We start from the raw sequence: 16,130 nt of genomic DNA, 5'->3' as shown, positions 1-16,130 counted from the left end.
GCGCGGTGAGGCCGGCCCGCCCGGTGGAGCCGCCGGCGCCGGCGCGGCCGGATCGGTCGGCGTACCTGTTGTTGGCGCCGTTCCTGGTGGTGTTCCTGTTGTTCGGGTTGGGGCCGCTGGTGTGGACGGGGGTGACGGCCCTGCACCGGGTGGAGCTGACGGATCCGGCGGTGATGGAGTGGGTGGGGGCGCGGAACCTGCGGCGGTTGGCGACGGACGAGTTCTTCCTCGGCGCGCTGTGGACGACGGTGGTGATCGGGGTGCTGTCGACGGTGCCGCAGTTGGCGTTGGCTTTGTGGTTGGCGGAGTTGCTGCGGCGGGGGGTGCGGGGCGGGGCGGGCGGGTTGTTCCGGGTGGCGTTGTTGGCGCCGTACGCGACGAGCGTGGCGGCGGCGACGCTGGTGTTCGCGTTGTTGTTCGGGGCGGACCGGGGGCCGGTGAACGCGGCGCTGGGGTGGGTGGGGGTGACGGGGCCGGACTGGCAGAACCAGCCGTTGGCGGCGCGGGTGGCGGTGTCCTCGATCATCGTGTGGCGGTGGACGGGGTACAACGCGCTGCTGTACCTGGCGGCGGCGCAGGCGGTGCCGGCGGAGCGGTACGAGGCGGCGGCGTTGGACGGGGCGGGGGCGTGGCGTCAGTTCGCGCACGTGACGCTGCCGGCGTTGCGGCCGACGATCCTGTTCACGTGCGTGGTGTCGGCGATCGGGGCGACGCAGGTGTTCGGTGAGCCCTTGTTGTTCGCGGGCGGGTCGGGGGCCTCGGGTGGGGCGGAGCACCAGGTGCAGACCCTGGGTCTGTACCTGTACGAGCAGGGGTGGGTGAACCTGCACCTGGGGCGGGCGGCGGCGATCGCGTGGGCGATGGTGGCGGTGGCGGCGGGTGCGGCGGGGTCGGTGGCGCTGGTGGGTCGGGTGGTGCGGGCGCGCGAGCGGGCGCGTGCCCGGGCGCGGGCGCGTGGGCGGGTCGGGGTGGCGGCGTGAGCGGGTCGGCGCGGGTGGTGCGGGCGGGGTGGGGGACGTACGCGGCGTTGACGGTGGCCTCGGTGGTGGCGCTGTTCCCGTTGCTGTGGACGGTGGTGGCGGCCTCGCACACGGGCGGGCGGTTGGCGGCGGCGCCGCCGTTGTTGCCGGGCGGGCACCTGTCGGCGAACCTGCGGACGGCGTGGGGGGAGGCGCGGCTGGGGGCGGCGCTGGGGAACTCGGTGGTGGTGGCGGGTTCGGTGGCGGCGGGGACGGTGCTGTTCTCGACGTTGGCGGGGTTCGCGTTCGCCAAGCTGCGGTTCCGGGGTTCGCGGGCCCTGTTCGCGGTGTTGGTGGGGACGATGTTGATCCCGCAGCAGGCGTGCGTGGTGCCGCTGTACCTGGCGGTGGCGCGGTTGTCGTGGACGGATCGGTTGTGGGCGGTGGTGTTGCCGGGGCTGGTGTCGGCGTTCGGGGTGTTCTTCGTGCGGCAGTACCTGGTGCGGGCGTTGCCGGACGAGTTGGTGGAGGCGGCCCGGGTGGACGGGTGCGGGACGTGGCGGCTGGTGTGGCACGTGGTGTTCCCGGTGGCGCGGCCGGCGATGACGGTGCTGGGGTTGTTGACGTTCGTGGCCACGTGGAACGACTTCCTGTGGCCGATGCTGGCGCTGACGCAGATCGGGTCGCCGACGGTGCAGGTGGCGTTGACGGGTCTGGGGCGGGGGTACGTGCCGGACCAAGGGGTGATCATGGCCGGTTCCCTGCTGGGGACGGCGCCGCTGTTGGTGGTGTTCGCGGTGTTCGGGCGGCGGATCGTGGGCGGGGTGATGCAGGGCGCGGTGAAGGGGTGAGCCGGCGGGGTCCCGTGCCCCCGCGCGCCCCCGTGACCTGCCGGAAAGGTGGGGAAAGGGGGTGTACGGGGTGGGGTTCGGGGGGTTACGGTCCCCGGCAACGGGCTTTCGAGCGCGCCGGAGAAACGGGTGGGTCGGCGTGCGGATGGAGGCTGCCTCATGTCCGGATCCGTGTCCGGCGTCCTGCCCGGGGGCTTTCGCGGGGTGTTCGCGCTCGGTGGGCCCGCGCTGCCGGTGATCGGTTTCATGGCGCGGTTGCCCGCCGCGTTGTGTCCGATCGGCACGTTGATGTTGGTGAACTCGCGGGACGGGATCGGGGAGGCCGGGGCGATCGCCGCGGCGCTCTGGCTCGGTCAGGCGATGGGCGGTCCGGTGATCGGCCGGTTCGCGGACCGGCGCGGGCACCGGCCGGTGTTGTTGGCGGCGTGCGCGGCGAACGGGCTGGTGCTGGTCGCGCTGGTGGCCTCGGTGCTGGGCGGGCTGCCGGCCTGGGCGCGGGTGCTGCTCGCGGTGGTGGCGGGGTTGACGGTGCCGCAGGTGGGTCCGTTGGCGCGGGCCCGGTGGGTGGTCCTGGCGGAGCGGCGGCCGGGGGGCCGGCGGGCGTTGGGGGCGGCGATGTCCTTCGACACCACCTTGGACGAGGTCAGTTTCATGGTGGGGCCGGCGCTGGCGGGGGTGTTGGCGCTGTTCGTGCATCCGGCGGGGGCCTTGGTGTTGGCGGCGGGGCTGATCCTGGTCTTCGGGACGTTGTTCGCCCTGCATCCGACGGCTCCGGGCCCGACCCTGCCGGCCGTGCCCGTCGCGGGGGCCGGGGTCGGGGCGCGGCCGCGGTTGTGGTCGGGGGCGCTGGTGTTGTTGTGCGTGATGGCCGCGCTCCAGGGTGCGGCGTGGAGCAGCGCGAACACGGGGGTGAACGCGCTGGCGGACTCGCTGGGCGAGCCGGGTGCGGCGGGGCTGGTGTGGGCGGCGATGGCGGTGACGAGTTCGATCGCCGGGTTCGTGACGGTGGCCCGGCCGGGGCGCGCGGATCTGGCGGTGCGGCTGCGGGTGTCGATCGTGGCGCAGGCGGTGTTGACGCTGCCGTTGTTGTGGGTGTCGGGGCTGGTGGGGGCGGCGTGGGCGGTGGCCGGTCTCGGGATCGCCGTGGCCCCGCACCTGATCACCCTGTTCGGGTTGGTGGAGCGGGTGGGTCCGGGTCCTCGGATGGGTGAGGCGATGACGATGATCGGCAGCGGGTTGATCCTGGGGCAGGCGGGCGCGGCGGCGTTGTCGGGGCCGTTGGCGGCGGCGTTCGGGCCCCGGGCGGCGTTCGTGGTCTCGTGTTCGGCGGTGGTGGCCTCGGCGGTGCTGGCCGTGGCCCTGGCCCGGGGCCCCCGTCTCGCCCCGCGCCCGGCCGACGCGCCCGCGCACGTCGACCGGGACGCCCCGGAGCCGGCCTCGGCTTAGACGGTCACCCGGTGGGCGGTGAGGGTGGCCAGGACCTCGTGGTTGGCCTCCCAGCCGTCGGGGAACGCGACGGGCGCCCCGAGGCGGACGGGTTCGGTCTCGGGGTGGGCGTCGAGGAGTTCGGCGATGCCGGCGCGGGCCACGAACACGCAGGCGTGCCGGTGTCGGGAGGCCAGGACGCACAGTCGGCCGGTCTCCAGGTGGAAGGCGGTGGCGTCGGGGCGGCCGGAGAGGGGGTGCAGGACGACGGTCAGATCGTATTCGCGGCCCTGGAGCCGGTTGGCGGTGTCGACGGTGACGCCGGTGACCCCGATCCGGGCGAGGGCGGCGCGGACGGCGGCGGCCTGGTCGCGGTGGGCGGTGCCGACGGCGATCCGGTCGGCGGTGAGCGGGGTGGGGTCGGGGCCGCGTTCGTCGGTGGTGACGGCCTCGCGGGTGAGGGCGGCGTGGACCACGGCGGCGACGGCGGCGACGGCCTCGGGGTCGGTGCGCGGGGTGATCCGGGCGGGGAGTTCGAGCAGGCCCCAGCCGGCGCGGGCGGCCTCGTCGAGGACCCGGTGCGGGCCGCTGCCGTCGCCGGGGGTGCGGAAGGCGAGGGTGCGGTCGCCGTGGTCGGTGCCGCTGCGGAACTCGCTGTCGGGGTAGAAGGCGCGCGAGACGAGGGGGGCGGCGGTGGCCGGGAGCCGCCAGGAGACGGGCAGTCGGTGTTGGGGCAGGTGCGGGTTGTGGGCGAGGAGGCCGGCGACGGCGCTGCTCGCGGGGTCGTGGGCGAGGCCGGCCCACTGGTCGGCGTCGACGACGCTGAAGGGGTCGAGTTGGCCGGGGTCGCCGACGAACAGGGCGCGTTCGAAGAGGCCGGCGACGGCGAGGAGGGCGTCGGAGCGCATCTGGTACGCCTCGTCGACGATCGCGTGCTCCCAGGGTTCGGGGGCCTGGGAGCCTTGGGCGTAGGCCCATTTGGCGGCGGTGGAGATGACCACGGGCAGGTCGGCGAGGTCGCCGGGCTTGGTGGACAGGCGGACCGAGGGCAGGGTGAGCAGGCTCGGGTCGTGGGCGGTCCTGTCGCTGCCGTGGAGTCGGCCGACGGGGAGTTCGGGGTCCTTGGCGGCGAGGCGCAGCACGAGGTCGTCGACCTGGGCGTTGGTCTGGGCGACGATCATCAGGCGGCGGCCGGCGGCGGCGAGTTCGCGGGCGGCGCGGACGACGAGGGTGGATTTGCCGGCGCCGGGCGGGGAGTCGACGACCACGCCGCGCGCGGTGCCGTGCAGGGTGTCGGCGAGGATCGCGGCGGTGGCCCGATCGGCGGCGGGGCCCGGGGCGAGGGTGTCGGCGGGGGTCATCGGGTGCTGCTCCGGGGGCTGGGCGCGGGTGCGGCGGGTCGGGGCGGGCGGTGCGCCGGGGTCACCACACGTCCTCGGCGGTGAGCGGGTCGGGGGCCTCGGCGGGGCGCGGGGCGCCGGCGGCGGTGCCGGCGCGCGCGGGTGCCATGGCGGGCGGGTTCGGCTCGCCGATGGTGGGCGGGCCGCCGTGGGTCCACGGGGTCTGTTCGGGTTCGGGGAGCCTGGGCCCGGAGCGCACGTCGTGTTCGAACAGGGTCCAGCAGGTCCGGTCGCCCTTCTCGGGCACGCTGCCGGGTTCGGGTTCGCGGCCGCGGCCCATCTTGTCGAGGAGGCGCAGCACGATCCGGCCGGCTTCCTGGGGCCCGTCCCAGCCGACGAACTCGGCGGCCTGCGGGCGTCCGTCGAGGCTGCGCCACACCTTGGTGCCGGGTTCGGCGAGCTGCGGGCCGTCCTCGCCGGAGAGGACGAGGAGGGGGCGGGGGCTGGGGCGCTTGGAGTCGGTCCACTCCATCACCACTTCGGTGACCTCGCCTTCGAACGCCTCGCCCGCGAGGCGTCGGCCGGCCATGACCAGCGGGTCGTCCAGGGCCTCCTGGGCGTCGAGCCGGACCTGTTCGCGTTCGCGGGAGGCGAGTTTGCGGGCGGCCGTGACGGCGTCGTCGTGCCGGGGCTGGGGGGGTTCGCCGGCGCGGACCCGGTCGCGGTGGGAGGTGTGGGACCAGCGGTCGCGGGTCCAGCGGTCGTCGACGTGCTCGCCTTCGGGGAGGGTCCGCAGCAGGTCGACGGCGCGCCACACGGCGTGCCAGGTGGGGCGCAGTTGGGTGTCGATCAGCGCCCGGAGTTCGGCCTCGGCGCGGGTGACGGCGGCCGGGTCGGCGGGGTCGAGGGCGCGGGCGGCGTCGAAGCGGGCCATGGCGGGGGCGAGCAGCCGGTTGTCGAAGGCCGGGTCGGTGGCGGGTCCGGCGGGCGGGTGGCGGAGCACGCCGTGCTCGTCGCGGTCGAGTTCGAGGCGTTCGGCGGCGCGGGCGCCGCTCTCGCCGGGTCGGCCCAGTCCGCTGCCGGCGGGGTCGATCCAGGCGAGGAGGGAGCCGAGGTGTTGGTCCTCCAGGGTGGAGCGGCCGGTGGCCCAGTGCCGGGCGAGGAGGTCGCCGGCGGCGGTGAGGAGTCCGGAGCCGGGGGTGTGGGCGCGTTCGCCGATGTGCGTGAACCAGCGGCCGAGGAGGGGCACGCGGGTGGGCACGGGGTGCGGGGTGTCGGGGTCCTGTTCGGCGGTGCGGCGAAAGCGCATGGAGCGGCCGAGGAGGCGCACGTACTGGACGCCGGCGCGGCCGGGGACGATCACCTGGGGGGCGTCGCGGCACAGTTCCGCGAGGACCTTGACGGGTTTGCCGGTGTCGGGGTCGGTCTCGGTGCGCTCCACCTCCTCCACGTCGGTGTCGAAGGACTCCAGGTACGGCAGGACCTCGTCGGCGAGGTCGGCGAGGAAGCGCCAGCGCAGGTCGCGGTCGCGGGGCTGGGCCACGATGAGCAGGCGGGGGGCGTCCTCGGCGGTGCCGACGAGGGCGCCGAGGGGGGCGCCGGCCTCGCCGGAGGTGGTGAGCGGCACGAGGACCAGGGGCCGCTCGGACAGGTGCCGGTGGCGGACGGTCGCCAGGGGGCGGGCGTGTTCGGCGCGCACGGCCTCCAGTCGGGCCAGGGTGGTCAGGAGGGACACGGGTCGGCCTTTCGGGACTCGGGGGCGGTGCGGGCGGCGGGGACGTGGGCGAGGGCCTCGGCGCGCAGGCGGGCGGCGCGGCGCAGCGCGGTCACGGTCGGGTCCTCGACGGGCCCGCCCTCGGTCTCGCCCTCGCCCTCGCCGGAGCCGTCGGCGTCGGTGTCGGCGGGCGCGGGGGACGCGGCGGCGTCGAGGGCGGCGTCCACGGTGGCGAGGGAGCCGAGTTCGCCGCGGACCGCGCGTCCGAGGGCGGCGGGTTCGCCGGCGGCGCGGGCCCGGTCGCGGCAGTGGAAGGCCAGCTCGCAGGCGGCCAGGCATTCGGGGGCGTAGCCGGCGGGCAGCGCGGTCACGGCCCGTTCCAGGGTCGCGCGGGGCAGTTCGGGGTCGAAGCAGGAGCCGGTGGGCAGGGTGTCGGCGAGGTCGGCGACCCGGGTGAGCCGGCCGAGCTGGCGCTGGGTGACGGCGCGCTGTTTGCGCACGTCGACGGCGGCGCCGGTGGGCAGGTTGGAGAAGTCCTTGGGGCACACGAGCAGGGCCCGGGGGTCCGCGGTGGCGGCGGGCAGCAGGGCCGCGACCCGTTCCAGGGCGAGGACGTAGACGGCGGCCTGGCGGGCGGCGGCGCCGACCTTCGCGGGGTCGGCGGCCCCGTCGATCATGGGGAAGGACTTGATCTCGACCACGGTCCAGTGCCCGTCGGGGCGGACCACGACGGCGTCCGGCTCCAGGTAGGCAGGGGCGCCGGCGACCTCCAGGGCGACCATCGGGTGGTCGAGGAAGGTCCAGGCGCCCTCGTCGGCGGCGGCGCGGGCGGCCTCGCGCAGGGCGAGGGCGGTGCGGGCGGCGCGTCCCTCGGGGCCGGCGGCGGTCAGGGCGGGGGTGCGGACCGTGTCCGGACCGGGTTCGGGCAGGTGCGGGGCCAGCTCGCGGTGGACCAGGCGCAGCAGCTCGGCGCCCCCGTCGGCCTTGACCCGGGCCTCGAAGGAGTTGCCGCGGGCAATGGCGAACTGGGACTGACCGAAGGCCGAGGGGCTGCCGAGGGCGGCGGCCAGGGCGGTCTTGTCCACGCCGGCGCCGTCGAGCAGGGCGCGTCTGTCGCAGCCGGGGTTGGCCGCGAGGGCGGCCAGGGCGCGGGCGTCGAGGGGACGGGCGGGCACGCCGGGGCCGCGCAGGTCGGCCAGGCGTCGCCGGAGGGCGACGGGGGGAGCGGCGGACTCGGCGGGCGGGTACGGGTTCACCCGTCGAAGTCTCCCACCGAGCACCGACAATCGGGGCCGGGCGGCCGGATTCCCGCGTCCCGGGGCCGGGGCGGCCGGGCCGCCGGGCTCGACAAGGGGGGACTTTCGGACAGGGCCTCGGGGGCCGGTCTCCGCGATGATGGGACGGCGGGAGCGTGACATTTCCCGCCGAACCGGCCCGCCGGGCGCGCGAGCGTCCGACCGGGTCGCGCACCCACCCCATCGATCCGGGAGAGAACGCCATGGCCCCCCGCATCCTGCTGGCCCGTCACGGACAGACGGCGTGGTCGCTGTCCGGCAAGCACACGGGCCGCACGGACGTGCCGCTGCTCGAAGAGGGCCGCCGCGGCGCCCGTCTGCTGGGCGAGCGGCTCGCCCGCGACCCGTGGAAGGGCCTGCCGGGCGTGGAGGTCCGCACCAGCCCGCTGGTCCGCGCGAGCGAGAGCTGCGACCTGGCCGGTTTCGGCCTCCAGGCCGAGCCCTGGGACGCGCTCATGGAATGGGACTACGGGGCGTACGAGGGGATGACCCCGGCCGAGATCCAGGCGATCCGGCCCGGCTGGCTGATCTGGCGCGACGGGGTCCCGGACGGGGAGTCCCCGGCCGACGTGTCGGCCCGCGTGGACGAGGTCGTGGCCTGGGCCCGGTCGGCCGAGCGGGACGTGCTGGTGTTCGCGCACGGGCACGTGCTGCGGAGCCTGGCGGCGCGCTGGCTCGGGTTCGACGTCTCGTTCGGGGCGCGGATCCGGCTGGAGCCGACCTCGCTGTCGGTGCTGGGCTGGGCGTACGGGGCGCCGGCCCTGGAGCGCTGGAACGACACCGGTCACCTCGACGCCTGAGCGGACGAGCGGACGGCCCCGGTCGGCGTCCGCACCCGCCCCCGCGCGGGCACGGTGCGCCGACCGGGGCCGGGTCCGGGGGCGGGGCGGGTCAGGCGCGGGCGGTGCGGCTGAGGAAGTCCCCGACGCGGGGCGAGGCCCGGTGCGGCAGCAGGGTGCGGCCGGTGTTGGCCACGAGGGTGCGCACCCGGGGCGAGCGGACCTCCGCGAGCAGGTCCAGGGCGCGTTCCCCGGCCCACGCGGCCTCGTCGTGGGCCCCGGCCCTGGCCAGGTGTTCGGCGAGTTCGGCGGTGTACAGGGCCTGGTTGCGGGCGAACTCGGCGCCCTGGAGGTCGGCGGCGCGCCGGGCGTGGCGGGCGGCCCGGGCGGATTCCCCGAGCGCGGCCCACACCTGTGACTCCAGCGATTCGAGTTCGGCCTCGCCGAAGAACGTCATCCACTCCGGGTCCTCCGAGGCCGAGCCCCGGGAGAACTCCTTCTGCGCCTGGTTCAGGGCCTCCTCGGCGGACTTCCGTTCCCCCAGTCCGGCCCAGCCGCCGGCCTCCCGCAGCCCGAGCAGGGACCGCAGTCGGGCCGAGCCCACCGTGCGGGCGGCGCGCAGTCCGGCCTGGGCGGCGCGGACCGATTCGCGGGAGCGGCCGGTGTCGCGGGCGAGGAAGGCCATGTTGCTGAAGGCGTGGGCCTCCAGGGCGGCGTCCCCGGACATGCGGGCGGTGGCCAGGGCCTCGGCGTAGTGCGAGCGGGCGTCGTCGTAGCGGCCCGAGTCGTGGGCCAGCCAGCCCACGGAGATGGCGAGTTCGCCGGCGCCGGCCTGGAGCCGGTCGGCGGTGGACTGGCGGGCGGTGCCGGCGTCGAGGAGGGCGTAGGCGGTGCGCAGGGGTTCGCCGGCGCGCCGGTAGAGGCCGTCGGAGCCGAGTTTGTCGTCCCAGAGCCGGATCCGGCGGACGGCGTCCTCGACGGCCGCGGCCTCGGTCTCGCCGACCTTGGAGGGGATGCGGCGGTTGTCGCCCAGCAGGCTGAAGTTGAAGGCGGCGGCCGCCGCCACGGTCGCGGAGCCGCCCGCGATGAACGCGCGACGCAGCACGTCGCTCTCCTTGGAGGGAAGGGAAGAGGGGAGGGAGGGGTGGGGGGTGCTCGGGGGGAAGGCGTGCGCGGCCCGGCCGCGGACCGTCTCGCGCGGGGAGAAGCCGAGGTCGGACAGGTTGCGGCCGGGGAACATGGTGAGGAACACGCGCTCGTAGGCGTAGTTGGGGCAGCGGATCTCACCGGACTCGACCCGTCCGATGTAGCGCGCGTCGCACGCGACCGTCTCGCCGATCTCCCGGCCCGCGCGCCGCACCTGCGCGGCGAACTCGGCGGGCGAGAGGCTGCCGCGCAGTTCACGGAAGAGCACGTTGGGTGAGTGGGGGGACGCCGGCATGGCCGCGGGCCTTCCTCAGTGGGGACGGGCCGGTCCGCTCCCTGGCGGGCCGGCGCGCACGCAACGTACCGCCGGACGCCCCCGCGACACGCGTTGTTTGGCTACAAAACGGATATCTCACCCGTGATTCGCCATGAACTGCCATCCTTTGCGGCGGCGTTCCGCCGTAGCCGTTGACGCGTCGACGCGTTGACCCTTCGTACAACAACACGTCCCGGACCGTTGGAGGGGTTGTTCGTGGTGGAGGCGGGCATGGAGCGCACGACGATCGAGGCGGGTCCGGTACGGGACGGGGGGACCGAGCCCCGGTCCGGAGCGGGATCGGCGGGGAGCCCCGCTCCGGACCTGGTGACCGTCTCCACCCGGCAGGGGCTGGAGGCGTTCGACATCCTGCGGCGGTCGGCCGGCTGCCGTGACCGGGTCGGCCCGGTCCTCCACGACGGCGCCGGCGACACCCTCGGCTTCCTCGTCCCGCCCGGCACGGCCGCGGCCTGGGACCTCCCCGGCAGCGCCTGCACCCAGACCCACGGGCGGGGCCTGCGACTCGGCGCGGCGGGCGGCGCCGTCGAGGGGCCCGTGGTGGAGGGGCCCACCACCGGGGGCACCGGTCTGCTGCTGCCCTTCGAGCCCGGCACCCGTCCGGTCACCGACCCCGAGGTGCTGCGGGCCGCCCTCGGCGAGGCCGCCCGGCTGCTCGCGGCGGCCGACGCCTGCCACTGAGCGGGCCGCCGCCCCGGCCGCCGGCTGCGATGATGGCGGCATGGCGAAGGGCACGAAAGCAGGACGGAAGGCGCGCGGGGAACGCGGCGAGGGCCGTACGGGGAACGCGTCGGGGGCCGCGGCCGACGCGCCCTCCGGTCCCCCCTCGGCCGTCGTCGCCGGCGGGCTCGCCGAACTGCGGCCCGACCGCGACCACCCGGACTCCTGGACCCTGCTGCTCGACGGCGCCCCGCAGTCGCACGTGGACCTGGTGGACCCGACCCGGCTGGACTTCTCCTACCAGCGCCGGATCGGGCACCTCGTGGACCTCGTCGCCCCCGCCCGGCGCCCCCTGAACGTGCTGCACCTGGGCGGCGGCGCGCTGACCCTGGCCCGCTACACGGCCGCGACCCGCCCCCGCTCCACCCAGCAGGCCGTGGAGATCGACGGGGCGCTCGTGGCCTTCGTGCGCTCCCGGCTGCCGCTGGACCCGCAGGCCCGGGTGCGGGTGCGCACCGCCGACGCGCGCGAGGGCCTGGGCCGGATGCCGGACGCGTGGGCCGATCTGGTGATCGCGGACGTGTTCGCGGGCGCCCGCACCCCGGCCCACCTGAACAGCGGCGAGTTCCTCGACGAGGTCCGCCGGGCCCTGTCCCCCACCGGCTGGTACGTGGCGAACCTCGCCGACGGCCCGCCGCTGACGCACCTGCGCGGCCAGATCTCGACCGTCGCCTCCCGCTTCGGGGAGCTGGCGATGGCCGCCGACCCGGTGGTCTGGCGGGGGAAACGATTCGGCAACGCGGTGCTCGTGGCCGCCGACACGACGTTGCCGGTGGCCGAGTTCACCCGCCGCGTGGCGAGCGACCCGCACCCCGGGCGCGTGGAGCACGGCCGGGAACTGATCGCGTTCGCGGGCGGCGCCCCGGTGGTCACCGACGCCGCCGCCACCCCCTCCCCCGCACCCCCGCCCTCCGTCTTCCGCTGACCGGCGCGCACGGCGCGGGCCATGGGGGGGCTCAGCCCGTGCGCCGGTGCATCCCGCAACCGAACCCGGTCGCCGCGAGCAGCGTGCCACCCACCCCGAGCCCCGTCGTCACCCAGGCCGGGGCCACCGGGCGCCGGTCGGACACCTCCGACAACCGGCCGCGCCACGGCCACGCCGTCACCACCAGGGCCTCCTCGGCCCCGCACCGGAACTCGCCGGTCCGTACCACCTCGCGCACGTCGGGATCCTCGTACCGCACGACGCACCGACCCGAGCCCGTCGGCGGGCCCGGCTCCAACCGCACCCACTCGCCGACCGCCGTCGCCTGGAAGCCCAACACCACCATGCCCGCGCCGGCGAGCGTCACCCACCGCCACACCCCGACCAGGTCCCGTGTCCCCGCCATGCCCCGGCCCTGCCCCGCGCCGGAGACCGACACACCCCTCAGGGGTCGACGATCTCCACCAGCGGCGGATGGTCGTGCCACGTACAGAACACGGACACCTCCCGGCCGTCGCGCGTGAACACCACGCGGATCCACGTGTCCGTCTTCCACACCCGCATCGTCCAGCCGGCCTCCGGGGTCGCCGACACCAGCCGGGCCGAGGACGGGCCCATGTCGAAGACCACCTGCCCGCCCGAGACCCGGTGCCCCTGCGCCGTCCCCCCTCCCCCGCCGACGCCGCCGTCCGGGCCCGGCTCCGGGGTCGGACGAACCGGGACCCGGGCCGAGGGGGTGCGGGAGGCCGCCGGGCCCCGGGCCGGAACGGACGCGGAGGCCGAACGGGAGGGCGAGGGGGAGGCGGCCGGGGACGAGGCCGGGGCGGAGGGGGCCGGGGCGGAGGGCCGCGCGTCGTGCGTGGAGGAGGTCAGCGGCACCCCGGACAGCGGCAGCGCCTGCGGCGGGTCGTACGCCGTCCCGGACATGACGGTCCGCACGCCCCACCAACTCAGCGTCACGGCCGCCGCCGTCGCCAACAGCCACGCCAGCGCGTGCACGATTCCCCTACCCATCACGGCACATGGTGCACCATCCCTCACAACCCGGGCCCACCGCCTCCCGACTCACCCGAATGGGCTACGGTGCGGGCCATGGCAAGTGTGCTCGTGGTCGAGGACGACCAGTTCGTGCGTTCCGCCCTGATCCGGCACCTGACCGAGGCATCCCACGCGGTCCGCAGCGTGGGCACCGCCCTCGAAGCGCTGCGCGAGGTGGCCCACTTCCGCTTCGACCTCGTCATCCTCGACCTCGGACTGCCCGACCTCGACGGCGCCGAGGCCCTGAAGATGCTGCGCGGCATCACCGACGTGCCGGTGATCATCGCCACCGCCCGCGACGACGAGGCCGAGATCGTCCGGCTCCTCAACGACGGCGCCGACGACTACCTGACCAAACCCTTCTCCGTGGCCCACCTGTCGGCCCGGATGGCCGCCGTGCTGCGCCGCGCCCGCGCCGGCGGCCCCGCCGAACCCCCCGACCGGGTGCTGCGGGTCGGCGGACTGGCCATCGACCCGCTGCGCCGACAGGCCGAACTCGACGGCGTCCGGCTGGACCTGACGCGCCGGGAGTTCGACCTGCTCTCCTTCCTCGCCGGCCGACCCGGGGTGGTCGTGGCCCGCCGCGAACTCCTCGCCGAGGTCTGGCAGCAGACCTACGGCGACGACCAGACCATCGACGTGCACCTGTCCTGGCTGCGCCGCAAACTCGGCGAGACCGCCGCCCGCCCCCGCTACCTGCACACCCTGCGCGGGGTCGGCGTGAAGCTGGAGCCGCCGGCGTGAGGTGGGCCCTGGTGAAGGTGTGCCTGGCGGTCACCACGATGGTGGTCGTGGCCTTCGCCGTACCGCTGGGGCTGGTGGTGCAGGAGATGGCCCGCGACCGGGCCGTGTCCAACGCCGAACGCCAGGCCGCCGGCATGGGCCCGATCCTGTCCATCACCGTCCGCCCCGATCAGCTCCGCACCGCGATCGAGTCCACCCAGGCCGGCGCCGAGGGCCGGATGGCCGTGCACCTGCCGGGCGGCGGCTCGACCCCGGCCGTCACCGTCGGCGAACGCGGCTGGGCCGGGGTCCGGGCCGTGGCCGAGGTCCGCTCCGCCGGCGCCGCCCGCCGCGCCGACCTGCCCGGCGGGGACGTGGCCCTCCTCGCGCCCACCGCCCTGAGCAGCGGGGACAGCGCGGTGGTCGAGGTGTTCGTGCCGGAGAAGGAGCTCAGCAACGGGGTCACCACGGCCTGGGTGGTGCTCTCCGGCGTGGCCCTGGCCCTGATCATCGGCTCCGTCGCGGTCGCCGACCGGCTCGGCGTGCGCCTGGTCCGCCCCGCCGAACGCCTCGCCGACGCCGCCGTCCGCCTCGGCGAGGGCCGGCTCGGCACCCGCGTCCCCGAATCCGGCCCCAAGGAACTGCACGCGGCGGCCGTCGCGTTCAACTCCATGGCCGACCAGGTACTGCGCCTGCTCGCCAACGAACGCGAGCTCGCCGCCGACCTCTCCCACCGGCTGCGCACCCCCCTCACCGTGCTCCGCCTCAACGCCGCCTCCCTCGGCGAGGGCCCGGCCGCCGACCACACCCGGGCCGCCGTGGAACAGCTCGAACGCGAGGTGGACGCCATCATCCGCACCGCCCGCGAACAACGCCCCGAGAACGGCGCCGGCGCCCCGACGACGGGCGTCGCCCCGGGCGCCGGCTGCGACGCCTCCGAGGTCATCCGCGAACGCATGGACTTCTGGTCGGCGCTCGCCGAGGACGAGGGCCGGGAGGTGCGCACGGCCGGCGTGGACCGCGAGGTGCGGATCCCGGTGGCCCGCCCCGAGTTGGCGGCCGCGCTGGACGCGATGCTCGGCAACGTCTTCCGCCACACCCCCGAGGGCACCCCCTTCGCGGTGGACGTGCACGACGCGGGCGACGCCGTCATCGTGCTGGTCTCCGACGCCGGCCCCGGCATCACCGACCCCGAGGCCGCGCTCGCCCGCGGCAACGACGGGGCCCGCGCCGGCTCCACCGGCCTCGGCCTGGACATCGTGCGCCGCGTCGCCGAGTCCACCGGCGGCGACGTGCGGCTGGGCCGCTCCGTGCTGGGCGGCACCGAGGTCCGCGTCTGGCTCGCGACCGGCGGCCGCGCCCGGGGCGAGACCCGCTCCCGCGCCCGCCGCGCCCCCACCCGCTCCCGCCTCCCGGGCCGCCGCACCCGCGCCTGACCCGGACCGGCGCGGGGGCGGGGACGGCGGGGAGCGCGGGCGGGTGGAACACGGGCGGGCGCACCACCCCCTCGCGCGCCCCGCCGGCCCCTTGCGCGGCCTTGCGACAATGGAGGGTGGTCCGGGGGACGCCCCGGAGACCCGCCCGTACCCACACCCCGTGGCAGCACCAGGAGGACAGGCATGCCGGAGCCCGAGCGGACCGAGCGCAAACAGCGGCCCGCACCGCTGCTCTTCGAGCCCTCCGAGGCGGTGGCCGACCCGGAGCACTTCTTCGGCCTGGAACGGATCGAGGACCCGCGCGAGTTGCTGGCCCGCGCCACCGAGCTGGCCCTGGCGTTCCGGGCCGCGCAGGACCGCGCGGTGGAGTTCCAGGCCCTGGCCGCCGCCCAACTCGCCGATCCGCGACGCTTCGACCGGCTGCCGGCGGAGGCCGTGGCCGAGCGCGCGGACTGGACCGCGGACTACGCGCACAAGATGATCGAGTTCGGCGAGTCCCTGCTGCGCGAGCGCGGCCGCCCCTGACGAGCGTCCCCGGCGAGCGCCGCGGGTGCGCCGGGGTGCCTCGGGTGCTTTCACGGGCGCCCTCGCGCGCCGGTGCCGGTGGTCGGCGGACGCGGGGCACGCGGGCCCCTGGGGGCTCGTACCGTCACACCCGCCCCGGGCGTACCGCCGCCACGTCCGTGCGGCATATGCGCTGCGCAAGATACACCGGCGCGGGCCGGCGATACCGGGTTTTCGCGACTCTGCGGAATCGCCCCGCGACGCGGGGTAGACCTGGGGACATGACAACCTCGACGACGCTCCCCGGACGCCCCGCCGCAGCCGACCCGCGACCGACGCGCGCGACCGCGTCGGCCGCCGGGTCCGGGGCGGGCCGGTTCGCGCTCGCCGGCGCGCCGTCCGGTCACGTCACCGAGGTGACCGCACAGGGCGCCGCCTGGCTCGCCTCCGCCACCGCCTACCCCCGCAGCACCCTGGCCCTGTGGCGGGGGCGGCCCACCGCCCCGGCCGTGCTGCCCTGCGGGGTGGTCTTCGACGTGGTGAACGTGCCGACCATGTTCGGACGCCGGGTCCTGGACCTGCTGTGGACCGAGGGGCCGGGCTCCGGCCCGGTCGCCGTGCACCGAGGGCGGACCCTGCTGTTCGCCACCCCGGGCACCGGCCGCCGGCTGCCCTCGCTGCTGGGCTGGGAGGAGTGGGGCGACTCGGTGCCGGCGCCGCTGTGCCACGGGCGCGGCGACGCGGTGACCGTGCCCGCCCTCGTCGGCTCGGCCGGTTCGCCCTCGCGCTGGCTGGTGGCCCCCGACACCCGCGCGCCGTGGCTGCCGGGGCCGGAGGCCCTGCTGTGGGCGTGCGTCCGCGCGGCCCGGCGCTCCCGCGAGGCCGCGGCGGACAGCGCCGTCGGCGCGTACCGCCCCTGAGACCCGCCGTGCGGTCCGCGC

At 76.5% G+C, this 16,130-nt stretch carries 16 protein-coding genes; 10 read left to right on the top strand and 6 right to left on the bottom strand.

What is annotated here, in order from left to right:
• Positions 1–5 precede the first annotated feature (5 nt).
• From ACN20G_RS17250 to ACN20G_RS17240, 3 genes are all read left to right on the top strand, one after another.
• Complete coding sequence (locus tag ACN20G_RS17250) at positions 6–980, top strand: carbohydrate ABC transporter permease (RefSeq protein ID WP_424215552.1); 975 nt, start codon at positions 6–8, stop codon at positions 978–980.
• Complete coding sequence (locus ACN20G_RS17245) at positions 977–1,810, top strand: carbohydrate ABC transporter permease (RefSeq protein WP_424213679.1); 834 nt, start codon at positions 977–979, stop codon at positions 1,808–1,810. The genes ACN20G_RS17250 and ACN20G_RS17245 overlap by 4 nt, the downstream gene beginning before the upstream one ends.
• A gap of 159 nt (positions 1,811–1,969) precedes the next feature.
• Positions 1,970–3,256: an MFS transporter gene (locus ACN20G_RS17240; protein WP_424213678.1), complete on the top strand. Its 1,287-nt coding sequence runs from the start codon at positions 1,970–1,972 to the stop codon at positions 3,254–3,256.
• Here ACN20G_RS17240 and ACN20G_RS17235 read toward each other — a convergent pair.
• The 3 genes from ACN20G_RS17235 to ACN20G_RS17225 all read right to left on the bottom strand — a co-directional run bounded on the left by ACN20G_RS17235 (position 3,253) and on the right by ACN20G_RS17225 (position 7,545).
• Positions 3,253–4,596 carry an AAA domain-containing protein gene (locus tag ACN20G_RS17235; protein WP_424213677.1) on the bottom strand — a complete coding sequence of 448 codons (1,344 nt, stop codon included), beginning with the start codon at positions 4,594–4,596 and terminating at the stop codon, positions 3,253–3,255. The two genes, ACN20G_RS17240 and ACN20G_RS17235, sit on opposite strands and share 4 nt — an antisense overlap.
• Before the next feature lie 61 nt (positions 4,597–4,657).
• Positions 4,658–6,310 carry a hypothetical protein gene (locus ACN20G_RS17230; protein WP_424213676.1) on the bottom strand — a complete coding sequence of 551 codons (1,653 nt, stop codon included), beginning with the start codon at positions 6,308–6,310 and terminating at the stop codon, positions 4,658–4,660.
• A complete protein-coding gene (locus ACN20G_RS17225; RefSeq protein ID WP_424213675.1) occupies positions 6,298–7,545 on the bottom strand; it encodes a hypothetical protein in 1,248 nt (415 codons plus the stop codon). Before ACN20G_RS17225 ends, ACN20G_RS17230 begins: the two co-directional genes overlap by 13 nt.
• A gap of 242 nt (positions 7,546–7,787) precedes the next feature.
• Between ACN20G_RS17225 and ACN20G_RS17220 the strand changes: the two genes are divergently transcribed.
• Positions 7,788–8,384 carry a histidine phosphatase family protein gene (locus ACN20G_RS17220; RefSeq protein ID WP_424213674.1) on the top strand — a complete coding sequence of 199 codons (597 nt, stop codon included), beginning with the start codon at positions 7,788–7,790 and terminating at the stop codon, positions 8,382–8,384.
• Between the two features lie 91 nt (positions 8,385–8,475).
• Here the strand turns inward: ACN20G_RS17220 and ACN20G_RS17215 are convergent, their stop codons facing one another.
• Positions 8,476–9,804 (bottom strand): tetratricopeptide repeat protein, encoded by a 1,329-nt coding sequence (locus tag ACN20G_RS17215; protein ID WP_424213673.1) that lies wholly within the window; start codon positions 9,802–9,804, stop codon positions 8,476–8,478.
• A 252-nt stretch (positions 9,805–10,056) separates the two neighbouring features.
• Here ACN20G_RS17215 and ACN20G_RS17210 point away from each other — a divergent pair, with 252 nt between their 5' ends.
• Both ACN20G_RS17210 and ACN20G_RS17205 read left to right on the top strand, forming a co-directional pair.
• Complete coding sequence (locus ACN20G_RS17210; protein WP_424213672.1) at positions 10,057–10,524, top strand: hypothetical protein; 468 nt, start codon at positions 10,057–10,059, stop codon at positions 10,522–10,524.
• A gap of 40 nt (positions 10,525–10,564) precedes the next feature.
• Entirely contained in the window at positions 10,565–11,488 is a 924-nt protein-coding gene (locus ACN20G_RS17205) for a spermidine synthase (protein ID WP_424213671.1), read from the top strand.
• A 31-nt stretch (positions 11,489–11,519) separates the two neighbouring features.
• On the opposite strand, the gene ACN20G_RS17200 is transcribed toward ACN20G_RS17205, so the two are convergent.
• A complete protein-coding gene (locus ACN20G_RS17200) occupies positions 11,520–11,894 on the bottom strand; it encodes a hypothetical protein (protein ID WP_424213670.1) in 375 nt (124 codons plus the stop codon).
• Between the two features lie 38 nt (positions 11,895–11,932).
• Positions 11,933–12,502, bottom strand: a complete 570-nt coding sequence (locus tag ACN20G_RS17195) for a hypothetical protein (protein WP_424213669.1) — start codon at positions 12,500–12,502, stop codon at positions 11,933–11,935.
• Between the two features lie 78 nt (positions 12,503–12,580).
• Between ACN20G_RS17195 and ACN20G_RS17190 the strand changes: the two genes are divergently transcribed.
• The 4 genes from ACN20G_RS17190 (at position 12,581) to ACN20G_RS17175 (ending at position 16,109) form a co-directional block, all read left to right on the top strand.
• Positions 12,581–13,270, top strand: a complete 690-nt coding sequence (locus ACN20G_RS17190; protein ID WP_424213668.1) for a response regulator transcription factor — start codon at positions 12,581–12,583, stop codon at positions 13,268–13,270.
• Positions 13,267–14,685: a sensor histidine kinase gene (locus ACN20G_RS17185; protein ID WP_424213667.1), complete on the top strand. Its 1,419-nt coding sequence runs from the start codon at positions 13,267–13,269 to the stop codon at positions 14,683–14,685. The genes ACN20G_RS17190 and ACN20G_RS17185 overlap by 4 nt, the downstream gene beginning before the upstream one ends.
• Before the next feature lie 183 nt (positions 14,686–14,868).
• Complete coding sequence (locus ACN20G_RS17180) at positions 14,869–15,210, top strand: hypothetical protein (RefSeq protein WP_424213666.1); 342 nt, start codon at positions 14,869–14,871, stop codon at positions 15,208–15,210.
• A gap of 260 nt (positions 15,211–15,470) precedes the next feature.
• Positions 15,471–16,109 carry a bifunctional DNA primase/polymerase gene (locus ACN20G_RS17175; protein WP_424213665.1) on the top strand — a complete coding sequence of 213 codons (639 nt, stop codon included), beginning with the start codon at positions 15,471–15,473 and terminating at the stop codon, positions 16,107–16,109.
• Positions 16,110–16,130: the final 21 nt, after the last annotated feature.

This window comes from Streptomyces dryopteridis (genome assembly GCF_049606955.1).
Lineage (GTDB): Bacteria > Actinomycetota > Actinomycetes > Streptomycetales > Streptomycetaceae > Streptomyces.
The sequence above is the reverse complement of the archived record's forward strand: the minus strand, read 5'-3'. Positions and strand labels throughout refer to the sequence as shown.

Coding starts and splice junctions, on each gene's coding strand:
- ACN20G_RS17240 (WP_424213678.1), top strand. CDS start 1,970: ATGTCCGGATCCGTGTCCGGCGTCCTGCCCGGGGGCTTTCGCGGGGTG.
- ACN20G_RS17235 (WP_424213677.1), bottom strand. CDS start 4,596: ATGACCCCCGCCGACACCCTCGCCCCGGGCCCCGCCGCCGATCGGGCC.
- ACN20G_RS17220 (WP_424213674.1), top strand. CDS start 7,788: ATGGCCCCCCGCATCCTGCTGGCCCGTCACGGACAGACGGCGTGGTCG.
- ACN20G_RS17215 (WP_424213673.1), bottom strand. CDS start 9,804: ATGCCGGCGTCCCCCCACTCACCCAACGTGCTCTTCCGTGAACTGCGC.
- ACN20G_RS17210 (WP_424213672.1), top strand. CDS start 10,057: ATGGAGCGCACGACGATCGAGGCGGGTCCGGTACGGGACGGGGGGACC.
- ACN20G_RS17205 (WP_424213671.1), top strand. CDS start 10,565: ATGGCGAAGGGCACGAAAGCAGGACGGAAGGCGCGCGGGGAACGCGGC.
- ACN20G_RS17200 (WP_424213670.1), bottom strand. CDS start 11,894: ATGGCGGGGACACGGGACCTGGTCGGGGTGTGGCGGTGGGTGACGCTC.
- ACN20G_RS17195 (WP_424213669.1), bottom strand. CDS start 12,502: ATGGGTAGGGGAATCGTGCACGCGCTGGCGTGGCTGTTGGCGACGGCG.
- ACN20G_RS17190 (WP_424213668.1), top strand. CDS start 12,581: ATGGCAAGTGTGCTCGTGGTCGAGGACGACCAGTTCGTGCGTTCCGCC.
- ACN20G_RS17180 (WP_424213666.1), top strand. CDS start 14,869: ATGCCGGAGCCCGAGCGGACCGAGCGCAAACAGCGGCCCGCACCGCTG.
- ACN20G_RS17175 (WP_424213665.1), top strand. CDS start 15,471: ATGACAACCTCGACGACGCTCCCCGGACGCCCCGCCGCAGCCGACCCG.